Below are 26592 nucleotides of genomic sequence, written 5' to 3' on the forward strand. Positions count from 1 at the left end.
CCCGGAAATCTCCGTCGATCATTGTGTGACAGCAGGCTCACGCAGCGGGTTTTCGCGCGTACGCTGATCCTCCGAAAGCCCGCGTGTACGACGCCGCAGCGGCGTACGACCCGTCGTGGGGGGTACTGCGATGACACCGCGCGTGAACCGGATCCGCCGGGCGCTCTTCGAACGCGAAGCCGAACTGGCCACCGTCGACGAGGCGCTGGCCCAGCTCACCGGCCCCGGGCCGGCCGGTACCCTGCTCGCCTTCGCCGCACCCGCCGGCCTCGGCAAGACCACCCTGCTCGCAGAGGTCCGGCGCCGCGCCCACGCCAGGGGCGCCACCGTCCTGGCCGCCCGCGGCGGCGAACAGGAACAGGGCGTCCCCTTCCACGTCGCCCGCCAGCTCATCCAGCCCCAACTCGCCGGCGCCACCGAGGAGCAGGTGCGCGCCACCCTCGGCAGCTGGTACGAGATCGTCGGCCCGGCCCTGGGCCTGTGCGCCCCCGGCCACGGCGCGCCCCCCGACCCGCAGGGCCTGCGCGACGGCCTCGACTGGGTCCTCACCCACCTCGCCGTCCAACGCGCCCCCGTCGTCCTCGTCTTCGACGACGCGCACTGGGCGGACCCCGAATCCCTCGGCTGGCTCGCGGCCTTCGCCGCCCGCGTCGAACACCTCCCGCTGCTCCTGGTCGTCGCCTACCGGCCCGAAGAACTCCCGCCGGACGCCGACGCGTTCCGCGCCCTGCCCGGCCGCTCGGGGTTGCGCGCCCTCGGCCTGGTCCCGCTCACCACCGAAGGCGTGGCCGCCCTCGTCCGGGAGAGCATCGGCCCCGAGGCCGACGACGCCTTCTGCCGCGAGGCCTGGGCCGTCACCGCCGGCAACCCCTTCGAGGCCGTGGAGCTGGTCGCCAAGGTCTGCGACCGGGGCCTGGACCCGGTCGGAGCCAGCGCGCCGCTGCTGCGCGACCTGGCCGCCGCCCAGCGCGGCAGCGCCCTCCTCGCCCGCCTGGAGCGCCTGGGCAGCTCCACCGTCCGCTTCGCCTGGGCCTGCGCCGTGCTCGGCATCGGTATCCCCCAGGACCTCGCCGCCCGGGTCGCCGGCCTCGGCGCCGAGGAGGCCGCCGACGCCACCGGCCGGCTGCGCGAGGCCCGGATCCTCTCCGGCGCCGCCACCGAGGACGCCACCCTCGAATTCGTCCACCCGCTCATCGCCACCGCCGTCTACCGCGCCATCCCCGACGCGATCCGGGTCGCCCTGCACGGCCAGGCCGCCGTCGCCGTGGTCGACGCCGGCCTCGGCGCCGCCACCGCCGCCCGCCACCTCCTGGAGACGCACCCCGAGGGCGACGACTGGACCGTCACCCAGCTCCGCGAGGCCGCCGCCGAGAACCTTCGCGCCGGGGCCCCCGACACCGCCCGCCGCCAGCTCGCCCGCGCCCTGCGCGAACCCCCGGGCTTCGAGGACCGGGCCGCCGTCCTCTTCGAACTGGGCTGCGCCTCCCTCCTCACCGAGCCCGCCAACACCGTCAACCACCTGCGTGCCGCCCTCGCCGAACCGGACATCGAGCCCGCCCTGCGGCAGGGCATCGTCATCCGGCTGGCACAGGTCCTCGCCCACAGCGACCGCCTCGCCGACGCCTCCTCGGCCCTCGGCGAGGAGATCCGGCGCACCCGCGACCCGCGCACCCGGCTGCGCCTGCAGTCCGAGCAGTTCATGTGGGACGCCTTCAACGCGGCCGAACCCGACTCGCCCGCCCGCTCCCGGCGGCTGGCCCGGCTCGCCGACCGGCTGCCCGGCCGGGACCTCACCGAGCGCTACGTCATCGGCCTGCGGGCCTGGGACGCCACCCTGCGCGGCGAGCCCGCCGGCACCGCCCTCGGCCACGCCCGCCGGGCCCTGGGCGAGGAGTTCAGCTGGGCCTACGGCGACCGCGGCTTCGAGGTACCGGTGCTCGCCGCCATGACGTACATGTACGCCGACCGGCCCGGCCGGGCCGAGGAGCTGTTCGCCGCCGGCACCGCGGAGTTCGAGCGCCAGGGCTGGCGCGGCGCCCACCTGTCCTTCGCGTACAGCCTGCTCGGCTACATCCGCTACCGGCGCGGCCGGCTGGTGGACGCCGAGGAGTACGCCCGCGCCGGACTCCGCCTCGCCGAGCGCGTCGGGCCCCGCACGCCCGTGCAGTGGTACGCCGTGACCATCCTCGTCGAGGTCCTGCTCGCCCGGGGCCGGGCCGAGGAGGCCGGGGCGCTGGCCGCCGGCCACGACTTCGGGGCCCCCTTCCCCGCCGCGGTCGTCTTCCCGGACTCCCAGACGGTGTACGCCGAGCTGCTGCTGGCCCGGGGCGAGACCCGGGCCGCCGAGGCCGAGCTGGAGGCCGTCGGACGGCGGCTGGAACCCCGCGGCATCCACAACCCCTCCTGGTGCCCCTGGCGGCTGCACCTGGCCCGGGCGGTGGCCCGCCGGGACCCGGCCCGGGCCGCGGAGCTGGCCGCCGGGGCGGTGCACCGGGCCCGCCAGTACGGCACCGCCTCCGGCACCGGCCAGGCGCTGCGGATGGCCGCCGAGGTCGCCGAGGCCGCCCCCGAGCGGATCCGGCTCCTGGAGGAAGCCGTCCGGCTGCTCGCGGCCTCCCCGGCCGGCTACGAGCTGGCCTGCGCCCAGGTCGCGCTCGGCCGGGAGCTGCGCCGGGCCGGCCGGGCCGGGCAGGCCGCCGGGCCGCTGGGCGAGGGGCTGGCCACGGCCGTGGAATGCGGCGCCGACGGCCTGGCTGCCCTGGCCCGTACCGAGCTCGCCGACGCGGGGGTCCGGCTGCTGCCCGCCGCCCGTGCCGTCCCGGAGCTCACCGCGGCCGAGCGGACCGCCGCCGAGCAGGCCGCCAAGGGCGAACCGGCCGCGGCCACCGCGGCCGTCCTGGGTACCGACGAGGCGGGCGTGGCCCGGCTGCTGTCCGTGGTCTACCGCAAGCTCGGCACCGACCCCGCCGGGCTCCCGGAGGCGCTGGCCGCCGGCTGACCGGCCGGTGGGCGGGCCGGGGCAGGGTGGGGAGGGGAAAGGGTCCGGTGGGGACGTACCATGGGCCGCATGTCCTTCCTCCGCCGCCGCAGCGCCGCCACACCCGCGGGCCCGGACTTCGACGTCCTGGCCATGGACCCCGGTGACTGGCCCGGCAACCTCGGAGCCGGCCTGCTGCCCGCGCCCGACGGCAGCTGCCAGGGCGTCTTCCTCCGCTACGACCTCTTCGGCGGCCGGGGCCCCGCGATGATCATCGGCAACCTGCCGGAGGGCTCGCCCGCCCGGGAGCTCGCCGACAAGCAGGTCCCCTTCGAGGTCGCGCAGCTCCTCGCCGCCCTCGAGAACGACGAGGAGGTGGAGGTCACCGGCACCGAGGACATGCCCGTCATGCAGGGCGACAACCTCCTCATCGTGCGCCGGATCAAACTCTCCGAGAGCCGCATCTCCTGCGTCCAGTTCGACCGCAGCGACAACGTCCTCGTGACCATCGCCAGCTGGGACCGGCCGATCACCGACGACCTGTACGCACTGCTCAAGCCGCTGCCGGCGGAGCTCTTCCAGCAGGGCTGAGGCCCGCCCGCGGGCAGCCGGGCCGGGGGTCGCCCCCGGCCGGACCGCCCGCCGGGTCAGGCCCCCGCGATGTCGCTCGCCGCGATGTACCCGAAGGTCATCGCGGGACCGATCGTCGAGCCCGCGCCCGCGTAGCTGTGCCCCATCACGGCCGCGCTCGCGTTGCCCGCCGCGTACAGCCCCGGGATCACCGAACCGTCCGGCCGCAGCGCCCGGGCCCGGGCGTCCGTCACCATCCCGCCCTTCGTGCCCAGGTCACCCGGCACGATCTTGAAGGCGTAGAACGGCGGCGCCCACAGCGGGGCCAGGCAGGAGTTCGGGCAGACCGCAGGGTCCGTGTAGTAGTGGTCGTACGCCGTGTCGCCCCGGTGGTAGTCGGGGTCCGTGCCCGACCAGGCCTGGGCGTTGAAGCGGTTGACCGTGGCGCGCAGCGCCGCGCCCGGCACCCCGATCTTGTCGGCCAGCGCGTCGAAGGACCAGGCCTTGGCCACCGCGCCCGAGGCGTACCAGGAGTCCGGGAAGACGAAGGTCGGCGCCACGTCCTTGAACAGGTACTTGTTGCGGTAGTTCTGATCGACGATCAGCCAGGCCGGGATGTGCGAGGAGGTCCGGTCCTTCTCGTACATCACGTGCACCACGTCGCTGTAGGGCGCGGCCTCGTTGACGAACCGGGCGCCCGCGCCGTTGACCATCAGCCCGCCGGGCAGGGTCCGCTCCGCCAGGCAGAAGTACGGCTCCTCGGGCAGCGGGATCGCCGGGCCCCACCAGGCGTCCTCCATCAGCGCCAGCGCCGCCCCGGCGCGCTGGCCGGCCCGGATGCCGTCGCCGGTGTTCTCCTTGGCGCCCACCGTCCAGCCGGTGCCGATCGGCTGCTGCTGGTACTGCGCCCGCATCGCGGCGTTGTGCTCGAAACCGCCCGAGCCGACCACCACGCCCTTGCGGGCCTTGACCACGGACCGGACCCCCGCCTGCTCGACCACCACCCCGCGCACCGCCCCCGAGGCGTCCGCGACCAGGTCCACCAGCGGGGTGTTCAGCCACACCGGCACCCCGGCGTTGAGGAGCCCGGCCCGCAGTCCGGCGGCCAGTGCCTGGCCCATGGTCAGCGGCTTCTGGCCGAGCAGCGCCGCCTTGGTGCCGCGTGCCAGGCATTCGGTGGACACCGCCAGCCCCTTGGCGCTGACCAGGGCGAGCGTCAGCCACTTGTAGTCCGCGCTGAACACCACCATGCCGGCCGGCACCGGCATGTACGCCGGGTTGAGGTGCGCCAGTTCGGCGCCGAGCAGATTGCCGTCGAACTGGTCCGGCTCGATGGAGCGGCCGCCCGGCATCCCGCCCGGCAGGTTCGGGTAGTAGTCGCTGTAGCCGTCCATGTACCGGAAGCGCAGCGGGCTGTTGGCCATGACGAAGTCCAGCATCCGGGGGCCGTTCGCCAGGAAGGCCCGCTGCCGCTCCGCCGGTACGTCCGGCCCCACCACCGCGGACAGGTAGGCCGCGGCCTTCTCCGGGGTGTCGGGCACCCCCGCACCGAGGATCACGCTGTTGTTGGGCAGCCAGATGCCGGCGCCGGAGCGGGCCGCCGACCCGCCGAAGGTCGGCGCCTTCTCGACGACCACGCAACTCAGCCCGCGTCTGGCCGCGGTGAGCGCGGCGGTCATGCCCGCCGCCCCCGACCCGACCACCACGACGTCGTACTCGCCGAGCACCGGCGCGTCCTCCGCCTGCGCGGCGGCGACCGGCAGCCCGGCCGCGAGGACCCCGGCTCCGGTACCGGCGAGCACGGTACGGCGGGAGGGTTGTGCAGCACGTGCAGACATGGCAGCTCCAGCGAAGTGGGGTGGGGTGGCGGCGCGTCGCTCTGATGCTGCGTCAGAAAGGTGCTCGCGGGGTCTTGCGATGTCAAGGCACGTGCGTCCGGCCGCCCGGCCCCGGACGCACGAAGTCCCGTGGGGCGTCCGACGGAAGGACACCCCACGGGACTTCGCTCGTGCAACCCGCGCCTGCCGCGCGGTGGCCGGATCAGCGCGTGCCGACCGCCGCCCGGACCGCCCGGCGGGCCATCCCCGCGTCGTCGTGCAGCCGGCGCAGCAGCAGCCGCTGCTCCTCGCCGGAGGTGATCCCGCCCGGGGCGGCGGGAGCCGGTCCGGTGCCGTGCATCGAGCGCTGTACGGCCAGCTCGTAGGTCCGGATCTCGCGGGTCAGCACCAGCATCAGGTTGACCAGGAACGCGTCCTGCGACAGCGGTCCGGCGGCCTGCGCGAGCTGGCTGATCTGGCGCCGGGCGGTCGGGGCGTCGCCCAGGACCGTCCACAGCGTCGCCAGGTCGTACCCCGGCAGGTACCAGCCCGCGTGCTCCCAGTCGAGCAGCACCGGCCCGGTGGGGGACAGCAGCAGGTTCGACAGCAGCGCGTCACCGTGGTTGAACTGGCGCGGCAGCCGGCCGCCCGGCCCCGCCACGGCCAGCCCGTGCAGCAGCTTCTGCAGGTCGCCCAGGTCGCGGTCGGTCAGCAGCCCCAGCTCGTGGTACCGGGTGATCCGGGACGCGTAGTCCAGCGGCCGGCCGAACAGCTCGGCCGGCGGCCGCCACTGGTTGACCCGGCACACCGCCCCCAGCGCGGCCCGTACGTCGGTGCGCGGCGGGGCCTCCACCGGATGCCGCTGCAGGGCCGCCACCCGCCCCGGCATCCGCTCCACGACCAGGGTGCAGTTCTCCGGGTCGGCGGCGATCAGACGCGGCACCCGTACCGGCGGACGATGCCGGACGAACGCGCGGTATGCAGCTATTTCGTGCCGGTACCGCTCGGCCCATTCCGGCGAGTGGTCCAGTAAAACCTTGGCGACCGCGGTCGTGCGCCCGGTGGTGCCCACCAGCAGCACGGACCGGGCGCTGCGCCGCAGCACCTGGACCGGAGCGAACTCCGGACAGATCCGGTGCACGGACGCGAGCGCCGTGCGCAGCTGGGCGCCCTGCGGCCCCGACAGGTCGAGTCTGCCGCTGACCGGCTGGGGCCCGGTCCCGGGCGCCCGCCGCAGCCGAGCGGCGACCTGGGCCGCGGTGCCGCCGCGGCCGGGGTCGAGGTAGGGGCCGCCGCCCGCCTGGAAGGTGCGGTGCGGGCGGGTCGGGACGGACACGGAGGACGATGCTGCGTACATGATGGACACGTATCCCTTCGTGCGCCGACGAGTTGCGTACGCCTCCCGCCCCGGACCGTCCAACACCCTGGGGAGTGCCGCCCGGTGGACCGGGTGGGGGAGGCGCCTTCTTACCTGACACCAGCGCGGGGCTTGCGTACCATCTGGCGCACCCTGGCGAACCCTGGCGAATAGTCGCTCGGCATCTGACCGGGGGCTACTGTCAAGTCAGCCGAGAACCTGGGGGCTTGACGTGAGCAGAGGACCCAACACCCGTCTGAACGACCTGTTCGGCCTGGCCGGATGGTCCAAGGGCGAACTCGCGAGGCTGGTCAACCGGCAGGCGGCGGCCATGGGCCACCATCAGCTGGCGACCGACACCTCGCGGGTGCGGCGCTGGATCGACATGGGGGAGAGCCCCCGGGAACCGGTGCCTTCGGTGCTGGCCGCCCTGTTCACCGAGCGACTCGGTCGTGTCGTGACCATCGAGGACCTCGGGTTCGCAAGACCAGGGCGCACCACCAGACGGCAGCCGGCCGGGGCGAAGGACAACCCCGACGGGCTCCCCTGGGCGCCGGAGCGGACGGCCGCGGTCCTCACCGAATTCACGGGAATGGACCTCATGCTCAACCGACGCGGACTGATGGGCGCGGGCGCCGCGCTCACTGCCGGCTCCGTCCTCAGCGGCCACATGCGCGAATGGCTGCACACGGAACCGGCTCTGTCGATGGACGCCCCCCGCTTCAACGACCCCCGCCACGCCGAACCGGCGGCCTTCGACCGGTACGAGGCGGCCCCGATCGGCTCCCAGGAGATCGACGCCCTGGAGCGTTCCGTGGAGGTCTTCCGGGCCTGGGACGCCTCCCGCGGCGGCGGGCTGCAGCGCAAGGCCGTGGTGGGCCAGCTCAACGAGGTAGGCGGGATGCTCTCCTACCGGCACCCGGACCACCTCCAGCGCCGGCTGTGGGGGGTGGCGGCCAACCTGGCGGTGCTCGCCGGGTGGATGTCCCACGACGTGGGCCTGGAGCCCACGGCCCAGAAGTACTTCGTCATCGCCGCGCACGCGGCCCGCGAGGGCGGGGACCGGCCGAGGGCCGGCGAGGCGCTGTCCCGGGCGGCCCGCCAGATGGTCCACCTGGGCAAGCCGCACGAGGCCCTGGACCTGATGAAGCTGGCCCAGTCCGGCTCGGGCGAGCAGACCCTGCCGCGGACCCGCGCCATGCTGCACACCGTCGAGGCCTGGGCGCAGGCGGCGATGGGCCACGGCCAGGCGATGCGCCGCACCCTCGGCGAGGCCGAGGAGCTGTTCGTCTCGGACAAGAACGACGTCCCGCCGCCGAGTTGGATGCAGCACTTCGACGAGGCGGACATGCACGGCATGCAGGCCCTGGCGTACCGGACCCTGGCGGACCACGACGCGAGTGCCGCGCCGATCGCGCAGCGGCACGCCAAGGAGGCGCTGCGGCTGCGGGGCGCCGGCTACCAGCGCTCGCAGATCTTCGACTACATCTCACTGGCCTCGGCCTGCTTCATCGCCGACGACCCGGAGCAGGCGGACCGGTACGCCCGGCTCGCGCTGATGTCCATCGGCGAGACCTCCTCGCACCGGACCTGGGACCGGCTGCGCGAGATGTACCGGCTCACCGGCCAGTACGCGGGGTACGGGCGGATCGACGCGCTCCGCGAGGAGATCGCGCTGGCCCTGCCGCGGAACCCGGCCCGCCGGACCCGCACCACGGAGGTCTGAGCCGGGCTCTGAGCGGGGCGGGGGGCCCGGGCACGACGGGAACGCGGGCGACGCACGAGAAAGGCCGCGCACCTCGCGCGGCCCCTCCTGCGGGTTCCTCTGCTGCTTCCACGGCCCCTTGCCACGGGCCGACGGTCCGGATCCGGACCGTCAGGAGCCGACCCGGGCGACCAGGACGCAGGCGTCGTCCTCGCGGTCGCCCTCGCCGAACTCCTCGACCACCAGGCGCAGTCCGTCCTGCGCCGAGCGGGTCCCGGCGAACCGGGGGGCCAGCGCGAGCAGCCGCTCGACGCCGTCGGTGCGGCTGAACTCGATGCTGCGCGGGGAGAGTCCGTCGGTGTGCAGGACGAGCACGTCGCCCGGCTCCAGCCGCTCCTCTGCCTGCTCGTACACGGCTCCCGAGGTGGCGCCCAGCAGGACGCCCTCGGGGGGCAGCAGGGCCCGCCCCGTGCCGCCGCGGAACAGCAGCGGTGCGGGGTGGCCCGCCTGGGCCCAGGAGAGGGTGCGCGAGGCCGGGTCGTAGCGGCAGCAGAGCGCGCTGCCGAGGGCCGGCTGGACGGAGTTCTCAAGGAGCTGGTTGAGCCAGCCCATCAGGGGCCCGGGGGCGATCCCGGCCATCGCCATGCCGCGCAGCGCGCCGAGCATCATGGCCATCCCGGAGGTGGCGGTGACGCCGTGCCCGGTGAGGTCGCCGACCGTCAGCATCGAGGTACCGTCGGGGAGTTCGAGCGCGTCGTACCAGTCCCCGCCGATCAGCGCGCTGGTCGCGGAGGGCAGGTAGTGGGCGGCGAGGTCCAGCGCACCGGTGCTGCGCTGCTGGGGGAAGCCCAGCGAGCCGCGCCAGGACGGCAGGACGGCCTCCTGGAGCTCGACCGCGAGCCGGTGCTCGGTCTGTGCGATCTGGCGCTGGCGCTGGAGCGAGTCGCGGCTCTCGCGCACCGCCCGCTCGCTGCGCCGCAGTTCGCTGACGTCCCGCAGGACGGCCCACATGGAGGCCGTGCAGCCGTCCGCGTCGAGGACCGGCTCGCCGCGCATGTGGAGGGTCCGGACGCAGCCGTCGGTCCGCACGATGCGGAACTCGCCGTCTATGGCCCGGCCGTCGACCAGGCAGTCGGTCACCATCGTGGTCAGCAGCGGCTGGTCTTCGGCGAAGAGGGTGGAGCCCAGCTCGTCCAGGGGGAGGGCGCCGCTCTCGGGGGCCCGGCCGAAGATCTGGTACAGCTCGTCGGACCAGTTGACCTCGTCGGTGAGCAGGTTCCACTCGGCGCTGCCGACCCGGCTCTGCTGGGCCTCCGGGCCCGGCTCCGGGGCCGGCTGCGGCACCTCCAGGGCCTCGGGCGCGGGCGGCAGCCCCTGCTTGAGCTGGTCCAGGTGGTCGCCGAGGTCGTCGAGGTGGTGCACCGCCAGGTCGCACAGGGCGCGCTGCCAGCGGCCGCGCGCGTCGTCGTCGTCCACGACGGTGTCGCGGCGCACCGCGTCCACCTCGCCGCGCAGGCGTCGGGTCTGCGAGATCAGCGCGTCCACCGACCCCGGCTCGGGTGGCTGCGCGGGGCGGTCCGCGTAGATGTGGGACGGCATGGGGAACTCCGATACAGGCGCGGCACGAACCAGTCTGACGGGTTGGACCTGTCACGACTGTTGCACAGGCCGCGACGGCCTGTAAGGGATTTGGCAACATCCGTTACGGGCGTGCTTCCGGCATATGCCCAGGGCCTTGCTTGTCCCCATTCTTGTGCGAATGTTTCCGGTCAGAACCTACCGGGGCGTAGTCCTCCGGCGTCCGTCAGGTGACGCTCAGCGGGACGGGGTGGATCTCGGCGGCCGGGTGCCCGGTGCGGGTGTGCACGCGCTGCACCGCCTCGGCCGACGGCGCCTCGGACAGGCAGTAGACGGTGCCCGAGGCCGGGTCCGCCCAGGCGCGCTCGAAGTGCACGCCCTCCTCGCCCTCTATCGCCAGGTCGGCCTTGTGCGCCTCGCGCAGCTGGTCCGCCGTGATCCCCTTCATGTCGTGGTGGACATCCATGAACGTGGCCATGGCCGTACGCCTCCTCGTGCAGTCCCCGAGCGGTGCGGGAGCGGCCCGCTCCCTCCATCCTCACGCCGCCGGGGCCGCGCGGCACGGCGGGGCGCCCGGGCCGCGGGCCGCGATCGGAAGGACCGGAAGGACCGGCCGAAAGGCACCCCCCCGCCGGGGGGCGACCGCGCGCGTGAGCGAACACCGGGACCACTCTTTAGCCTGACCCCCCGAAAGGCCCCCCGAACGCCGCGGAGGGCCGGGAGCGGCCCGGGCGCCCCGGCGCGAACCCAGGGTTCCGCCCGACCGCCGTGATCGCTACGCTACGTGCCGGTAATACACCGGGGAGGGGCCGCAGGGGCGGTCCCGCGGGGCAGGGGAGCCATGGACGGGCAGCGCAGGCGCACATTTCTCACGCAGTTGATCGCCGCCCCCACCCTGGCGCTGGTCACCCGGACCGCCGTGGAGGCCCTGGAGCCGCAGCCGGCCCACGCGGCCGTACCCACCCTGCCGGCCCCGGCCGATCTGGTGGACCTGGGCGACCTGTTCATCCTGGCCGGCTCGCCCACCTCGCACCTGCTGACCCTGCGCGTGGAGACCGACGGCGCCATCGTCCTGGGCCTGCCCCGCGAGGAGGTCGGCCAGGGCCTGACCACCGCCGTCGCCATGCTGGTCGCCGAGGAACTGGACGCGCCGCTGGCCGACGTCCGCGTCGAACTGGACGACGCCCGCCCCGAACTGCTCTTCAACCAGCTCACCGGCAGCTCCAACGGCGTCCGTTCGCTCTACGACCCGGTCCGCCGCACCGCGGCTGCCGCCCGGGCCCGGCTGCTGGCCGCCGCCGCCCAGCGCTGGTCCGTCCCGGTCCGCACCCTCACCACCGCCGACGGCGCCGTCCGCGCCCCCGACGGCCGCAGCGCCGGCTACGGCAGCCTCGCGGTGGCCGCCGCCGCCCCGGGGCTCGCCGTCCTCGGCGCCACCCCCAAGCCGGAGTCCGCACACGCCCTGGTCGGCACCCCCACCGGGCGGATCGACGCCCGCGCCATGGTCACCGGCCGCCAGCGCTACACCCTCGACCTCGACATACCCGGCGCCAAGCCCTGCGTCCTGCGCCGGCCGCCGAGCCTGGGCGGCACCGTCGTCGCCGTCACCAACCGGGACGCCGTGCTCGCGATGCCCGGCGTGCTGGAGGTGGTCACCGTCCCCACCGGGGTGGCGGTGGTCGCCGAGACCTTCGGCCAGGCCATCGACGCCAAGACCGCACTGCGGGTCACCTGGGGGCCGGGTCCGGCCGACGCCCTCTCCGACGACACCATCCGCGCCAAGCTGCGGGCCGCCACCCCGCCGCCGCTGCTGCCCCCGCTGCTCACCCCCTACCTCGACGCCGAGTTCGACTTCGCCTTCGTCAGCCACGCGCCGATGGAGACCAACTCGGCCGTGGCCGACGTGCGCGAGGACCGCGCGGAGATCTGGTCCGGGCTCAAGTCGCCGATCGTGGCCCGCGAGGCCATCGCCCTGGCGCTGGGCCTGCCCCTGTCCAAGGTGACCGTGCACGTGGTCCAGGCCGGCGGCTCCTTCGGCCGGCGGCTCTTCTACGACGCGGCCCTGGAGGCGGCCCTGGTCTCCCAGGCCTGCCGGCGGCCGGTGCGCCTGATGTGGACCCGGATCGACGACACCCGGCACGGCCGGATGCGGCCCGCCAGCCACCACCGGATCCGCGCCACCTACGCCCTCGGCGAGGTCCTGAGCTTCGAGCACAAGGTCGCCGCCGCGGAGACCGACTTCCGGCACGGCCTGGGCGAGATCATCACCGCCACGGCCGCCAGCCTGCCGCTGGGCATCGGCAACGCCACCCTCGCCCAGACGCTCTTCCTCACCACCGTGAAGTCCCCGTACAACTTCGGCCTGACCACCCAGAGCCTCACCGAGGTGCGCACCGGCATCCCGACCGGGTCCTGGCGCTCGGTCTACTCCGCCAACACCCGCGGGGCCGAGGAGATCGTGGTGGACGAACTGGCCGCCCGGCTCGGCAAGGACCCCGTGGAGTTCCGGCGCGGCTTCCTGAAGTCCGCCGCCCAGCGGGCGGTCCTCGACAAGGCCGCCACCGAGGGGCGGTGGGGCCGGGCCATGCCGCCCGGCTGCGCCCAGGGCATCGCCTTCCACGAGGAGTACAAGTCCCGCACCGCCTGCCTCGTCGAGATCGACACCCGCGACCCCGAGCACGTCCGCGTCACCAAGGCCGTGATCGCGGTCGACGTCGGCCGCCCGGTCAACCCGAAGGGTCTCGAGGCCCAGATGATCGGCGGCCTCACCGACGCCGTCTCGACCACCCTGCGGGCCGGCCTGCACATCGACAAGGGGCTCCCGGTGGAAGGCAGTTACAGCCAGTTCCACTACGCCCGCCAGCGCGACGTGCCCACCGACGTGCAGGTGCACGTGCTGCCCGCCACCGGCGACCCGGGCGGCGCGGGCGAACTGGGCGTACCGGCCGCGGTCGGGGCGATCGCCAACGCCTTCGCCCGGGCCACCGGCACCCGGCCGCGCAGCTTCCCCCTCGACTTCGACATCGACTTCACCCCGTACCCGCGCTAGCCCGCGCCCTCCCTTGTCCCTCCGGTTCCCAGGAGTCCCAGCCGTGCCCTCGCATTCCTTCACCGTCAACGGGCGCAGCGTCAGCGTCGACGCCCCCGACGACCTGCCCCTGCTGTGGGCGCTGCGCGACCTGCTGGGGGTGCGGGGTCCCAAGTACGGCTGCGGCGTGGACGTCTGCAAGGCCTGCACCAGTCACCTGGACGGGGCGGAGATCCGGCCCTGCGTGGTGCCCGTGAAGGACGCCGCCGGGAAGTCGGTCACCACCATCGAGGGCCTGGCGGACGGCGAGCAGCTGCACCCGGTGCAGGAGGCCTGGCTCGAACAGGACGTCGCGCAGTGCGGTTTCTGCCAGCCCGGCCAGATCATGGCGGCGGTGGCTTTGCTGCGACGCACCAGCGAACCGACCGACGCCGACATCGACGCCATCGCCAACATCTGCCGCTGCGGGACGTACTTCCGCATCCGTGAGGCGATCAAGAGCGCAGCGGCCCGGCTGGCCTGACGGTCCGTCCGCGGCCGGTCCACGGCCCGGTGGCGCGGGGTCCCGGCGCTCCCCTGATGACGCCGGGGCCCCGCTGCGCACCTCGGGGGCCCGGCGGGTGCGCCCGAGAGCGCAGCCGTTCCCGCCGTCCTTCCCCGGTCACCGCTGGGAGGTGCCCCCACCGGTGGGAACAACCTAGATCGGCCCGTCGCCCCGCACAGGGTTCGTCCCGCCCAGTGGCCGGGGGAGACCGGTATCACAGCGCACAGTCACGTCGCGGTGGTTCAATTCCCGGACCCGGCCGACCGGTTGGCATCGACCCGGGCCGGTCCGCACGCGCAGTGATCCAGGGAGCACCGATTCCGTACCCGTCCACCGGCGCCCCCGGCGCCTGGTCCCGTCCCGACGACGTCCTCAAGGCCCACCGGCTGGCCGCCACCGGCGGTTCCGCCGCCCTGCTGGGCTGGCTCTCCCGGCGGCTGGGCGCCTGGACCGGGGTGGTCCGGGCCGGCGGACCGGTGCTCGCCGCCGCTCCGGCCGCCGGGCCGGGCCCCGAGGGCGAGGCCGCCGAGCTGGTCGCCCGGGGCGCCGCCGAACTGGCCGCCCGCGGGGTGCGCTCCGCGGTGCTCGACGGCCCGGCGGCCGCCGTGCTGCTCTTCGCCCTGGACGCGGGCGCCTCGCGGGACCCCGGCCCGGCGCGTGCCCTGGCCGCCGTCCTCGGGCGTCCGTACCACCCGGGCGCGGCGGGTCTGCTGGCCGACGCGGCCGTGCCCCTCGGGCTGGCCCTGTACGCCGAGGACGCCGAACGCCGGCACGAGCGGGCCGCGGTGGCCGAGTCCCGCTCCCGGGAGGCCGTCCTGCACCTCCTGATGAACGGGCGGCTGTCCACCGCCCACCAGATCGCCGAGGCGCTGACCCCCTCGCTGCCGGACCCCTTCCGGATGTACGTGGTCGAGTGCATGGCCGGGCAGCGGGAGTCCGTCACCCGGCTGTGCGCGGAGCTCACCGGCGGCAGCGCCTGGATCGTGCGCTGCCCCGTGTACGTCCGGCACCTGATCGTGCTGGTGCCCGCCGGGAGCACCGGCCCGGACGGACCGGACCCGCTGGCCGAGGCGCTGGTCGGGGTGGACCGCGACTGCGCCGCCGGCATCAGCGAGACCGTCCACCTGCGGGACTGCCCGGCCGCCTACGCCCAGGCCTTCCACGCCCTGGCGGTGGCCCGCGGCCGCGGCGACCGGTACGCCCGCTTCGGCGCCGGCCCCGAGCTGGCGCTCGCCGCCCACCGGGCCGGCGCCGCCTGGGCGCACGCGCTGCTGGCGCCGCTGCACGGGCACCAGCCCCGGCGGGCCCAGGACCCGGGCGGCCAGGAGCTGCGGGCCACCGCGCACGCCTGGATCAACTTCACCTCGCACGCCACCCGGCTGCTGAAGATCCACCGCAACACGCTGGCCACCCGGCTGCGGCTGGTCGAGTCCCTGCTCGGCCTCGACCTGGCCGCGCTGCGCGACCAGTCGGCCCTCTCGCTGGCCCTGCGGCTGACCCCGCGCGACGCCCCCGCGCCGGCCGGGCCGGCCGCCCCGGGCCTGGACGCGGTACTGGCCGATCCCGGGGTGGCCGGCTGGGCGGCCGCCCACCTGCGCCCGCTGACCGGGCCGGACGCCCCGCCGGGGGCGGCCGGGACGCTGCGCGCCTGGCTGGACCACGACGCCCAACTCGTGCCCACCGCCGCGGCCCTGGGCATCTCCGTACCCGGCGCCCGCAAGCGGCTGACCCGGCTGGAGGTCCTTCTGGAACGCTCGCTGCTGCAGTCGCCGAGCGCCCGCCACGACCTGTGGCTGGCCCACCGGGCCGTGGAGCTGTCCCTGGGCTGACCCGTGTGTCAGAGTCGGTGAAACCGGTACATTCCCACGATCATGCCCGAATGAGGCGAATCAATCCGAAGCGGGTGCTGGTCGGGGAACCGCTGGACACCGCCCGACTGGGCGAGACCCTGCTCCCCAAGCGGCTCGCCCTGCCCATCTTCTGCAGCGACCCGCTCTCCTCCGTCGCCTACGCCACCGAGGAGATCCTGCTGATCCTCGCCCTCGGCGGGGTCACCCTGCTCCACCTCACCTGGTACGCCGCGGCGGCCATCGTCTTCCTGCTGGTGGTCGTCGTCGCTTCGTACCGGCAGACCTGCTACGCCTATCCCGGGGGTGGCGGCGCGTACGTCGTCAGCTCAGAGAACCTGGGCCAGACCGCCGCCCTGACCGCGGCCAGCGCCCTGCTGGTCGACTACGTCCTCACGGTGGCGGTCTCGGTGGTCTCCGGCGTCTCGGCCATCACCTCCGCGGTGCCCTCCCTCGCGGACCACGAAGTCCTGCTGTCGGTGGCGTTCGTGGTGCTGCTCACCGTCATGAACCTGCGCGGGGTGCGCGAGTCGGGGCGGGTCTTCGCCGTCCCCACCTACGGCTTCGTCCTGGTGATCTACGTGATGTTCGCCGTGGCGGCGGTGCGGATGGCCACCGGCACCACCATCCGCGCCGAATCCGCCGACCTGCCCATCCACGCCCACGGCAGCTACGCCGGTCTCGCCCTGGTCCTGCTGGCCATGCGCGCCTTCGCCTCCGGCTGTACGGCCCTGACCGGCGTCGAGGCGATCAGCAACGGCGTACCGGCCTTCCAGAAGCCCAAGAGCCGCAACGCCGCCAACACGCTGGCCATGATGGGCCTGCTGTCGGTCACCATGTTCATGGGCATCACGGTCCTCGCGCTGGTGTACAAAGTGCACGTGGCGGCCAGCCCCACCGACCTCGGACTGCCGCCGGACACCGCCACCTCGACCGCCCTCGCCCAGATCGGCCGGGCCACCTTCGGCTCCTGGCACTTCCTCTTCTACCTGCTCCAGGCGGTCACCGCGGGCGTGCTGGTCCTCGCCGCCAACACCGCCTTCAACGGCTTCCCGATGCTCGCCTCCATCCTCGCCAAGGACAAGTACGCCCCCCGGCAGCTCTACAACCGGGGCGACCGGCTGGTGTACTCCAACGGCGTGGTGCTGCTGGCCCTGGCCGCCATCGGCCTGATCATCGCCTTCGACGCCGAGCTGACCCGGCTCATCCAGCTCTACATCCTCGGCGTCTTCGTCTCCTTCACCCTCTCCCAGGCGGGCATGGTCCGGCACTGGGGCAAGGAGCTGGCCTCGCCCGCGACGCCCGCGGGCGAGCGGATCCACATCCACCGGCGGCGGGCCATCAACGCGATCGGCGCCGTGCTCACCGCGCTGGTCCTGGTCATCGTCCTCATCACCAAGTTCACCCACGGCGCCTGGCTGGTCGTCATCGCCATGCCGCTGCTCTTCCTGGGCATGAAGGGCGTCCGCCGGCACTACGACCAGGTCGCCCGGCAGGTGGCGGTGGCCCCGGAGGCGCAACCGCGGATGCCGGCCCGGCACCACGTCGTCGTCCTGGTCGCGTCCGTGCACGCGCCCACCCTCAAGGCCCTCGGCTACGCCCAGGGCCTGCGCCCCACCAGCCTGACCGCCCTCACCGCCGCCGCCGACGAGGACGCCGTCCGCCTGCGCGAGGCCTGGGAGGCCCACGACCTCGGCCTGCCCCTGAAGATCCTCCACTCGCCGTACCGCGAGGTCGTCTCCCCGATCGTCGACCACGTCCAGTCCATGGCCGCCGAGGACCCCGGCGCGGTGGTGTCGGTGGTCATCCCGGAGTACATCGTCGGCCACTGGTGGGAACAGCCCCTCCACAACCAGAACGCCTTCCGCCTGAAGGCGAGGCTGCTCTTCACGCCCGGGGTGGCGGTGATCGACGTGCCGTACCTGCTGGAGTCGGCGCGGGGGTAGGCAGCCCGGGCGGCCTCCCGGCCCCGTCAGGCCGACGACCGACAGCCCCCGCACGGGGGTGACGCACCAGAGAAGGAGCCCCGCATGACCGACCCCTACCGCTTCGACGACCTGCGCGCCCTCTTCGTCAACTGCACCCTCAAGCCCGCCCCCGAGGTCAGCAACACCCAGGGCCTCATCGACAAGAGCCGGGCCGTCATGGAGTCGAGGGGGGTGGCCACCGAGGTGGTGCGGGCCGTCGACCTCGACCTCGCCCCCGGCGTCTACCCGGACATGACCGACCACGGCGCCGCCTCGGACCACTGGCCGGTGCTGTACTCGCAGGTGATGGACGCGGACATCCTCGTGCTGTGCGGGCCCATCTGGCTGGGGGACAACAGCTCCGTGATGAAGCGGGTCATCGAGCGGCTGTACAGCTGCTCGGGACTGCTCAACGACCAGGGCCAGTACGCCTACTACGGCCGCGCCGGCGGCTGCCTGATCACCGGCAACGAGGACGGGGTCAAGCACTGCGCGATGAACGTCCTCTACAGCCTCCAGCACCTGGGCTACACCGTCCCGCCCCAGGCCGACGCCGGCTGGGTGGGACCCGCGGGCCCGGGACCCTCGTACCTGGACCCGGGCTCCGGCGGTCCGGAGAACGACTTCACCAACCGCAACACCACCTTCATGACCTGGAACCTCATGCACGTGGCGGCGCTGCTCAAGCGGTCCGGCGGCTTCCCGGCCCACGGCAACCAGCGCTCCGAATGGGACGCCGGCTGCCGCCTGGACGCCGCGAACCCCGACTACCGCTGAGCGGTCACGGGTCGCCCGCGGTGCGCATCCGGCCGTACGCGTAGACGCAGCCGGCCAGGGCGAGGTCGGAGAGGAGCATGAAGCCGATCGAGTAGGAGTCCTTGGCGCTGTACACCGCGCCCATGACCAGCGGCGGCACGAAGCCGCCGAGGCCGCCCACCGCGCCCACGATGCCGGTGACGCTGCCCACCTGCGGCTGCGGGGTCACCCGCGCCACCAGGGCGAAGACCGCGCCGCTGGCGGCCCCGAGGCCGGCGGCCATCAGCAGCAGGCAGACCGTCGCGGTGGGCACCAGCCCGGGGTCGAAGGCCTGGACGATCGCCAGCAGGGCCACCGCGCCCAGCGACCAGGCGGTCACCACGGCCGGGTGCACCCGGTCGGCCAGCCAGCCGCCGATCGGCCGGAAGACCACCGTCACCAGGGCGAACCCGGCCGCCCTGGTGCCCGCGTCGGTGGGGCTGAGGCCGTACCAGGTCTTCAGGTACGTGGGCAGGTACACGCCGAAGGCGACGATGCCGCCGAAGCCGATCGCGTACAGCGCCGACAGTTCCCAGGTGACCCGGAGCCGCCCCGCCGCCGCCAGCCGGGCGGTGAGCGGGGTGCTCGGCACCGGCCGCCCGGGCCGGTCGGTCAGCAGGACGGCGGCCACCACCGCGTACACGGCCAGGGCCGCGGCGAGCGCCAGGAACGGCAGGTTCTCGGAGCGGTGGTAGAGCCTTGGCGTGACGTAGCCCGAAAGGGCGACGCCGCCCATGCCCATGCCGAAGATGCCGAGCGCCGCGCCCCGGTGCCGGGGCGGGAACCAGCCGTTGACCAGCGGGACGCCGATGGCGAAGGTGGTGCCGCCCAGGCCGAGGACGAAGCCCACCGCGAGCAGCGCGCCGTACGAGCCCTTGGCGGGGATCAGCAGCAGCACCGGCACGATCGTCAAGGCGCTGACCAGGGGGAAGAGCCTGCGGGCGCCGTAGCGGTCGGTGAGCGCGCCGACCGGGACCCGGCCCAGCGAGCCGACCAGCACCGGCACCGCGACCAGCACCGACTGGGCGAAGGAGGTCATGTGCAGGCGCTCGTCGAAGTCGCTGGCCAGCGGCGCGACCAGGTCCCAGGCCCAGAAGGTGAGGGTGAAGCCGACGGTCGCGAGGACCAGGTTGCGCCAGGCGGCCGCGGAGGGCCGCTCCTCGCCGGGGCCGGGCGCCGGGGCGGCGCCGGGCTCGCGGACCGTCTCGTGGTCGCCGGTCATCGGCACGCTCCCAGCCCCGCCGCGCGGGCGTCGGGCGAGCCACGGCGGGCCCGCGGTGTGCGGTGCCCTTCATGATCGTGGCGGGGCGGGTGGTGCGCATCTCGTGGCGGCCGCCGCACGGTCCGGGGGAGGCGGTCCCGGGCCGTCACGAGGTCCCGTGCCGTCACGGGGGGAGGGCGCCGGCCAGCTGGGTGCGGGAGCGGACGCCGAGCTTGCGGTAGATGCGGCTCAGCATCCCTTCGACGGTCTTGACGGAGACGTAGAGGCGGCCCGCCGCCTCCTGGTTGGTGGCCCCGGCGCTCACCAGCGCCGCCAGCCGCCGCTCCGGCTCCGTCAGGTCACCGGGCCCGGGCAGCGGTGCCCGGCCGGTCAGCCGGGACAGCAGCTCGTCGGCCAGCCCGAGCCACGGCCGGGCGCCGGCCGCCGCGAAGAGCGTCCGGCCCCCCTCCCAGGCCGTCCGGGCGGCCGCCTGCCGGCGGCGGGCCCGCTCCAGCCGCCCGACCGCGAGGAGCGTCCGGCCCTCCTCCAACGGCAGCGCGGCGGCCCGGAACCCCTCGACGGCGGCGGCCAGCAGCCGGCCGGCCTCCGCCGGGGAACCGTCCCGCAGCACGCAGTGCGCCTCGCCCCGGAGCAGGGCCGCGGCCATGGCCGGACGCCCGGCCCAGGCCGGCCCCTGCGCCCGCAGCGCCGCCAGCAGGGCGCGCGCCTCGGCGGGCCGGCCCGCGGTCGCCAGCGCCTCGACGGCGTCGGGCCCCCAGCGCAGCATGGTGGGATCGGCGGCCCGCTGCTCGGCGTCCAGGGCCGCGACCTCGTGCAGCCGGGCCGCCGCCTCGGCCGGCCGTCCCGTGTGCAGCCGTACCGTGGCCAGCACCCAGAGGTTGCGGGCCGTGTAGAGCCCGTCGTGCTCCTCGCGGGAGGCGCGCACGCCCTGGGACGCGTACTCCTCGGCCCGGACCAGCGACCCGCCCGCCGCCTGGGCCAGGGCGGCGGTGTACCAGGCCGGCCCCGGTGACAGCCCCGCCTCCGCGGTCAGGGCCAGCGCCCGCTCGGCCCAGTGCAGCGCCCGGGCGCAGGCGCCGGCCCGGGCGTCGACCTCGGCGAGGCTGCGCACCACGTCCACGATGTCCTCGGCGTCGCCGGCCCGTTCGGCCAGTGCGAGCAGCGGCAGCAGGCGGGTACGGGCCTCCGCGAGCCGGTCGTCGAACACCGCGTGCCGGGCGGCCAGGTACCGGGCGCTGTTGCGCACCCCGGCGGCCTCCGCGGGCACGTCCAGGGCCAGGGCCCGGGCGAGGGTGCCGGCCGCGGCCGCGGGATCGCCCAGGACGCGTTCCATCCGGGCCGTCATCGTCAGGGCCGCCGCGTGTCCGACCGGGTCCCCGGCGGCGGCCGCCAGGCCGGCCGCCGCCCGCGCCCGGTCGAGGGCCGCCGCCGGGTCGCCGTCCGCGATGTTGGCGGTGATCGCCGCGCGCAGTTCCACGGCGGCCAGGAGTGCGGGCCGCCCGGCGGCCAGGTGCCGGGCGCGGGCCAGCAGGAGGTCGACCCCGGCCAGGTCCTGGCCCTGTGCGTCGATCACCGCCAGCAGGGCGGCGGTCTGCTGTTCCGGCGTGCCCCGGGCGGCCTCGATCGCCCCGGCCGCCTGCCGGGCGAGGTCGGCCAGGCCCGCCGCGGCGGCGGCCCGCGCGGCGTCCGCCAGCCGCCGCATCCGGTGGGCGGCCCGGTCGGCGGCGGTGAGTTCGGCGGAGAGCAGGAGGAGTTCGGCGGCCAGCACGCGGTCACCGGCGGCCCGGGCGGTGGCCGCGGCCTGCTCCGCGTCCTCCGCCAACGCCTGGTCGCAGCCGGGGTGGGCGAGCGCCAGGTGGCGGACCCGGTGCACCGGGTCGTCCACCGCCCCGGCCAGCCGCCGGTGCGCCCGGCTCCGGTCCGCCCGGCCGGTCCCGTCGGCCGCCGCGGCGGCCAGCGCCCCGGCGGTGAAGACGACGCCGGGCAGGGCGGCCCGGTCCAGCACGCCCTCGTCCGCTGCCCGTTCGAGCAGTTCCTCGGCGTCCGGATGCCCGGCCCGGCGCAGCAGGGCGGCCGAGGGACGGGTGGCCAGGGTGGCGGTCAGCAGGGCGGCGCGGACGTCCTCGGGCAGCCCGCCCAGCCACTCGGCGGCGCGGTCGGCCAGCCCGGCGGGCCACGGCGGGGCGTGCCGGTCCGCGCGCGGGGGACCGGCCGCCAGGGCCGCCAGGCAGGCACCGGTCAGGAGGCGGTGGCCGCCGCACCGCCGGTGCACCTGCCCGGCCCAGCGCACCGGCAGGCCCGCCGCGTCGAGCAGCCGCGCGGTCTCCGTGACCGACAGGCCGGGCACCGCCAGCCGGGCCGGATGGCCGCCCAGCAGCCGGCCGGCGGCCGTCTCCCCGCGCACCCCGCGCTCGGTCGCGACCGCCGCCAGCTCCGTGCCCGGCAGGACCTGCAGGGCGTACCCGAGCACGTCCCGGGAGGCCGTGTCGAGCCATGGGGCACCGTCCACGACGAGCAGGGTGGGCCGCTCGCCGAGCAGCCGGACGAGGCCCAGGCGGAGGGCCAGGGCGGTGCCGGGCCCGGTCGCGGACCGGTCGCCCAGCAGCTCCCGCCCGGTCGCGGACACCTCCTGCGCCCCCGGCCCGCACCGGAGTTGACCCAGTCCCGCCAGGTCCAGGGCGGCGTCCTGCGGCCGGGTGCGGATCCGCAGCACCCGCCGCCCGGCCGCCGCGTGCTCCCGGGCGACCTCCTCCACCAGCCGCGTCTTGCCCGCGCCCCAGGCGCCGGTGACCACCAACCGGCCGCCGGCCGCCAGCTCGGCGGCCGCCCGCCGGACCGCGGTCCGCCAGCCGTCGTCGGGGGCGGGGCCGTCGCTCGGGTCGGGCGGCGGGAGCAAGGGGGGCCTGGTCACGCCCGGCACCGTAGGCGCGCGGCCGGACACAGGCAACGCCCCGTGCGCCGCAGGGCCAAGTCAGGGGATTCCCCTGGTGATCGGGCCCGGCCCCGGCGCCACTCTGTTGGCCACCGGAGCGCGCCCCCGGCACCAGCGGGCCGTGCCCGGTCTTCCCGCCTCCCCCCCCACGAGAGGAACCCGCTCATGCGCGCCTTTCCCCACCGCCCCGTCTGGGCCGGCCTGGCGGCCGTCCTGGCCCTCGCCGGGCTGGGCACCGTCCCCGCCGCCTCGGCCGCCGACACCCCGGCGCCGCCGGGGTCCGCGCCGACGGCCGCGCTCTCCCGGGCCATGCAGCGGGACCTCGGCCTGACGGCCGGTCAGGTCCGGGACCGGCTGGACCAGGAGGGCCGGGCCCGGCAGAGCGCGCTCGCCGTCCGCGGCTCGGTCGGCGACCGGCTCGCCGGACTGTGGTTCGACGCGGCCGACGGCCGGCTGCACGCGGCCGTGAGCAGCGCCGCCGATGCGGGCCGGGCCCGCCGCGCCGGCGCGGTCCCGCACCGGGTCCGGTACTCCGCCGCCCAATTGCGCGCCGCGGTGCGGGCCGTGGGGGCGCAGGCCGGCGCCGGCGTGCCGGGCGTGGTGGGCTGGGGCCCCGCCGCGCGGGCCGACCGCGTCGAGGTCCGGGTCGACGCCCGGGCCGCCGGACCCGCCACCGCGGCCTTCCTGCACGCGCTCGCCCGCTTCGGGGACCTCGTCGAGACCGTCCCGGCCGACGGCCGGGCGTACCAGCAGTCGGACGTGGTCGGCGGCGAGAAGTGGATACCGGGGAGCGAGAGCCCCTGCTCCATCGGCTTCTCCGTCACCCGCTCCGGCGGGGCCAAGGCCTTCCTGACCGCCGGCCACTGCACCAACGACAGCAACCAACCCGCCTACGGCAAGGACGGCAGCCGCGTGGGCACCTCGAACCGCAACGGCACCGGCTCCGTCAACGCCCGCGAGGGCGACATGGGCATCGTGGACGTGGACCAGGCCGGCTGGAACCTGGCCCCCACGGTGGCGGGGTACGGCCAGGGCGACATCACCGTCACCGGCGCCGAGGACGCGGTGGTCGGCACCGCCGTGTGCCGCTCCGGCCAGACCACCGGACTGCGCTGCGGCGAGGTGACCAAGGTCGACCAGAGCGTGGACTACGGGAACGTGGTGATCGACGGGCTGTCCTACACGAGCGCCTGCTCGGCGGGCGGGGACTCGGGCGGGTCGTACGTCACCGCCTCCGGTGGCAAGGCCGTCGGCCTGCACTCCGGTGGCGGCAGCGCCACCTGCACCTCCGGCAGCGGGGAGAAGTTCACCATCTTCCAGCCGGTCAAGGAGGCCCTGACCCGGTTCGGCGCCGCGCTGGTCACCTCGGCGCCGCCGGCGCCCGGCACGGTGACGGTCGCTCCGGTGGCCGCGCAGAGCACGGTCCTGGGCGCGCCCGTCACGCTCCGGAACTCCGCCGCGGGCGGCACCGCGCCCTACGCCTGGTCCGCCACCGGCCTGCCCGCCGGGCTCGGCGTCGACTCCTCGAGCGGGACCGTGACGGGCAGCCCGACCTCGGCGGGCACCTCCCAGGTGACCCTGACCGCCACCGACGCCACGGGCGCCGCCGGCTCGGTCTCCTTCGCGTGGACCGTCACCACCGGGACCGGCGGCACCCCCGTCCTGGACGACCCGGGCAACCGGACCGTGTACGTCGGCCGGCCGGTGAGCCTGCCGATGCACGCGACCGGCGGCACGGCGCCCTACGCCTGGCCGTGAACCTGCCCGCCGGGCTGGCCGTCGACCGGACCACCGGGGTGATCGGCGGCACGCCGACCACCTGGGGCTTCCGCACGGCGACGGTGACGGTGACCGACGCGGGCGGCAAGCGCGCAAGCGTCTCCTTCACCCTGAACGTGTACTTCTAGGCGGCCGCCGCCCGGGGGTCCCGCACGACCCTGCTGGGGCCGAAAGAGGGTCAAAAGGCCTGAGATCCGACATCCCTCATGAATGACATTGAAACCGGAATGGGGCCGCCCTAGGGTCCACACCGGCCCCGGACCGGCTGCACGAGCGGCGGCCCGGGGCCGCCGTGCCCGACACCCCCGCTGCGGGGAGGGCCGCCACCGGCGGCCCGCCGATACCGGAGGCCGCCATGCCGCACCGTTCGCCCTCGTCCCGTCGTACGCCCCCGTCCGCCCGTACCTCGCTGGTCCGCCGTACCTCCCTCGGCATCGCGACCGCGGTCGCCCTGGTGGCCGTCGGGATGGCGGGGCCGGCCGTGGGGGCCGAGGACGCCGCCACCTGCTTCGGGCGGGCGGCCACCCTCACCGGCGCCGGCACCCTCACCGGGACCCCGGGCGACGACGTGATCATCGGTTCGGCCGGGGCCGACACCATCGACGGCGGCGCGGGCGACGACCTGATCTGCGGCCTGGGCGGCGACGACAGCCTCGCGGGCGGGCTCGGCGACGACCAGGTCGACGGCGGCGACGGGGCGGACATGGTCCGGGGCGACCTGATCGGCACCAGGACGGCCGTCGACGGCGGCGGCAACGACATCGTCCTCGGCGGCGCGGGCGACGACCGGCTGGGCGGCGACAGCATCGCCTTCGGCGCCAGCGCCACCGGCGGCGGGAACGACATCGTCCGGGGCGGCCCCGGCGACGACCACATGGTCGGCGACAGCCGCGGCGGCATCGACGCCACCGGCGGGGGCAACGACGTCCTCGACGGCGGCCCCGGCGACGACCAGATGACCGGCGACTCCTCGGCGGAGTCCGCCGCCACCGGCCACGGCAACGACGTCCTGATGGGCGGCGCCGGCCACGACACGATCATCGGGGACAGCAACTCCGGGCACGTCGCCCACGGCCGGGACGAGGCCCCCGGCACCCCGCCGGCCCGCCCGGCCCGCAAGCCCGCGCCGGTCACCCCGCCGGCCGGTGCCGCGCAGCCCGTGGCGGCGGCCGAGGGCGGCAACGACCTGATGGACGGCGGCGACGACACCGCAGACTCCTGCGACGGCGCGGCGGGCAACGACATCGCCACCGCCTGCGAGACGACCGTCAACGTGCCGTGACCGGCCGGGGCCGGCCGGGCCCGCCCCCCTGACCTCGCACACGAGGCCGCCGCTCCCGGCCGCTACACCCCCCAGACGCCCACCGCCGCCCGGGCCAGCGCCAGTTCGACCACGTGGGACGGGGTGGACAGGGAACGGGCCGTGAGGGATTCCAGCCGCCGGAGGCGGTTGGAGACGGTGTTGCGGTGGCAGAAGAGCCGGTCGGCGGCCGTGCTGGTGCGGCCGCCGGCGGCCAGCCACGCCTCCAGGGTGGTCAGCAGGACGCGGGCCTCCTCGGGCGGTAGGGCGAGGACCGGGCCCAGGACGACCCGGGCGAGGCGGCCGGCGAGTTCGGGCTGGGCGGCCACCAGCGCCGCGGGGAGGTGGTCGTCGAGGAGGACCGGGCCCGGGTCCGCCGGCCCGGCGGTCGCGGTGCGCAGCGCGAGGCCGGCCAGCCAGTGGGCGTGGGCGAGTTCGGCCGGGGTGGTGACCACCGGGCTCACCCCGGCCCGCGCGCCGAGCGGCGCGAGGAGGTCGCGTACGGCCGCCAGCGGGTGCGTGCCGAGCTGCACCACGCCCGTGTCGCCGCCCGCCCGCATCCGCCACAGCACCTGTGGACCCGCCGGGTCGGCGGGCACCACGGCCCGCCCCCGGTCGCCCTCCGCCGCCAGGGCGACCACCGCGAAGCGGCCGCGCTCGGGGAGGCCGAGCCGGGCGGCGGCTTCGGACGCCGGTCCGGGCGCGGGGCCCGTGCCGTCGAGGAGGGCGTCCAGCAGCGCGTGGCGGCGCTCCTGGTCGCGGGCGCAGCGCGCGGTCTCGATCCGGCGGTAGGCCTCGGTGACCGCGTCCTGCATCTGTTCCAGCACGTCCCACAGGAGGGCCGCCCCCGGCAGCAGCCGCGGCAGCGCGGCCGGGTCGTGCGCGGCGACCGCCGTGGTGAGGGTCTGCCACAGCAGTCGGCCGCCGCGCCGGTAGCTGGCCAGCAAGGAGGCCAAGGGGAGGCCTTGTTCGGCGCGCAGCGCCCCGGTGGTGGCGGCGTCGGAGAGCTCGACCGGCAGTCCCCGGGCCAGCGCGGTCATACCGGCCAGTGCCTGGCGGAGGTTGCCGTGGATGCGGTCACGGAGTTCGTCGTGGCCGAGCAGGGCGGCGTACGCGGGGTCCTCGGCCAGGGTCCGGGCCGCGAGCCGGTCGGCGGCGTCGGCCAGCCCGGCCG

General features: G+C 75.7%; 18 protein-coding genes. 11 read left to right on the plus strand and 7 right to left on the minus strand.

Annotated elements, in window-relative coordinates; genetic code table 11:
- The first annotated feature begins 130 nt into the window (after positions 1-130).
- Together AB0O40_RS11750 and AB0O40_RS11755 are read left to right on the plus strand one after the other, a co-directional pair.
- Positions 131-2998, plus strand: coding sequence for an AAA family ATPase (locus tag AB0O40_RS11750; RefSeq protein WP_365038614.1), 2868 nt, complete (start codon positions 131-133; stop codon positions 2996-2998).
- Positions 2999-3067: 69 nt separating this feature from the next.
- The gene (locus tag AB0O40_RS11755; RefSeq protein WP_365038617.1) at positions 3068-3568 is read left to right on the plus strand and encodes a hypothetical protein; all 501 of its coding nucleotides are present in this window, start codon (positions 3068-3070) and stop codon (positions 3566-3568) included.
- Between the two features lie 56 nt (positions 3569-3624).
- Here the strand turns inward: AB0O40_RS11755 and kstD are convergent, their stop codons facing one another.
- The gene (gene kstD, locus AB0O40_RS11760; protein WP_365038620.1) at positions 3625-5385 is read right to left on the minus strand and encodes a 3-oxosteroid 1-dehydrogenase; all 1761 of its coding nucleotides are present in this window, start codon (positions 5383-5385) and stop codon (positions 3625-3627) included.
- Between the two features lie 202 nt (positions 5386-5587).
- Positions 5588-6721, minus strand: a complete 1134-nt coding sequence (locus AB0O40_RS11765) for an aminoglycoside phosphotransferase family protein (RefSeq protein ID WP_365038623.1) — start codon at positions 6719-6721, stop codon at positions 5588-5590.
- 232 nt (positions 6722-6953) lie between these two features.
- Between AB0O40_RS11765 and AB0O40_RS11770 the strand changes: the two genes are divergently transcribed.
- Positions 6954-8447: a hypothetical protein gene (locus AB0O40_RS11770; protein WP_365038626.1), complete on the plus strand. Its 1494-nt coding sequence runs from the start codon at positions 6954-6956 to the stop codon at positions 8445-8447.
- 150 nt (positions 8448-8597) lie between these two features.
- Here AB0O40_RS11770 and AB0O40_RS11775 read toward each other — a convergent pair whose 3' ends face one another.
- Together AB0O40_RS11775 and AB0O40_RS11780 are read right to left on the minus strand one after the other, a co-directional pair.
- A complete protein-coding gene (locus AB0O40_RS11775; protein WP_365038628.1) occupies positions 8598-10025 on the minus strand; it encodes a SpoIIE family protein phosphatase in 1428 nt (475 codons plus the stop codon).
- A gap of 205 nt (positions 10026-10230) precedes the next feature.
- Entirely contained in the window at positions 10231-10482 is a 252-nt protein-coding gene (locus AB0O40_RS11780; RefSeq protein ID WP_365038631.1) for an SCO4226 family nickel-binding protein, read from the minus strand.
- 363 nt (positions 10483-10845) lie between these two features.
- Here AB0O40_RS11780 and AB0O40_RS11785 point away from each other — a divergent pair, with 363 nt between their 5' ends.
- From AB0O40_RS11785 to AB0O40_RS11805, 5 genes are all read left to right on the plus strand, one after another.
- Complete coding sequence (locus AB0O40_RS11785) at positions 10846-13053, plus strand: molybdopterin cofactor-binding domain-containing protein (RefSeq protein ID WP_365038634.1); 2208 nt, start codon at positions 10846-10848, stop codon at positions 13051-13053.
- A 43-nt stretch (positions 13054-13096) separates the two neighbouring features.
- Positions 13097-13555 carry a (2Fe-2S)-binding protein gene (locus AB0O40_RS11790; protein WP_365038637.1) on the plus strand — a complete coding sequence of 153 codons (459 nt, stop codon included), beginning with the start codon at positions 13097-13099 and terminating at the stop codon, positions 13553-13555.
- Between the two features lie 320 nt (positions 13556-13875).
- Positions 13876-15405, plus strand: a complete 1530-nt coding sequence (locus AB0O40_RS11795) for a helix-turn-helix domain-containing protein (protein WP_365038640.1) — start codon at positions 13876-13878, stop codon at positions 15403-15405.
- 50 nt (positions 15406-15455) lie between these two features.
- Complete coding sequence (locus AB0O40_RS11800; protein WP_365038643.1) at positions 15456-17369, plus strand: APC family permease; 1914 nt, start codon at positions 15456-15458, stop codon at positions 17367-17369.
- A gap of 84 nt (positions 17370-17453) precedes the next feature.
- Positions 17454-18167, plus strand: coding sequence for a flavodoxin family protein (locus AB0O40_RS11805; RefSeq protein WP_365038646.1), 714 nt, complete (start codon positions 17454-17456; stop codon positions 18165-18167).
- A 4-nt stretch (positions 18168-18171) separates the two neighbouring features.
- Here AB0O40_RS11805 and AB0O40_RS11810 read toward each other — a convergent pair whose 3' ends face one another.
- Together AB0O40_RS11810 and AB0O40_RS11815 are read right to left on the minus strand one after the other, a co-directional pair.
- Positions 18172-19407, minus strand: a complete 1236-nt coding sequence (locus AB0O40_RS11810) for an MFS transporter (protein WP_365038649.1) — start codon at positions 19405-19407, stop codon at positions 18172-18174.
- A gap of 163 nt (positions 19408-19570) precedes the next feature.
- Positions 19571-22318, minus strand: a complete 2748-nt coding sequence (locus tag AB0O40_RS11815; protein ID WP_365038652.1) for an AAA family ATPase — start codon at positions 22316-22318, stop codon at positions 19571-19573.
- Between the two features lie 186 nt (positions 22319-22504).
- Between AB0O40_RS11815 and AB0O40_RS11820 the strand changes: the two genes are divergently transcribed.
- The 3 genes from AB0O40_RS11820 (at position 22505) to AB0O40_RS11830 (ending at position 25400) form a co-directional block, all read left to right on the plus strand.
- Positions 22505-24097 carry a putative Ig domain-containing protein gene (locus AB0O40_RS11820; protein WP_365038655.1) on the plus strand — a complete coding sequence of 531 codons (1593 nt, stop codon included), beginning with the start codon at positions 22505-22507 and terminating at the stop codon, positions 24095-24097.
- Positions 24094-24246, plus strand: coding sequence for a putative Ig domain-containing protein (locus AB0O40_RS11825; protein ID WP_365038658.1), 153 nt, complete (start codon positions 24094-24096; stop codon positions 24244-24246). The genes AB0O40_RS11820 and AB0O40_RS11825 overlap by 4 nt, the downstream gene beginning before the upstream one ends.
- A 227-nt stretch (positions 24247-24473) precedes the next feature.
- Positions 24474-25400 carry a hypothetical protein gene (locus tag AB0O40_RS11830; protein WP_365038661.1) on the plus strand — a complete coding sequence of 309 codons (927 nt, stop codon included), beginning with the start codon at positions 24474-24476 and terminating at the stop codon, positions 25398-25400.
- Positions 25401-25462: 62 nt separating this feature from the next.
- On the opposite strand, the gene AB0O40_RS11835 is transcribed toward AB0O40_RS11830, so the two are convergent.
- A partial coding sequence (locus AB0O40_RS11835) for a helix-turn-helix domain-containing protein (RefSeq protein WP_365038664.1) occupies positions 25463-26592 on the minus strand: 1130 nt, incomplete at its 5' end.

It is taken from the genome of Streptomyces sp. NPDC089919 (genome assembly GCF_040684615.1).
Taxonomy (GTDB): Bacteria; Actinomycetota; Actinomycetes; order Streptomycetales; family Streptomycetaceae; genus Streptomyces.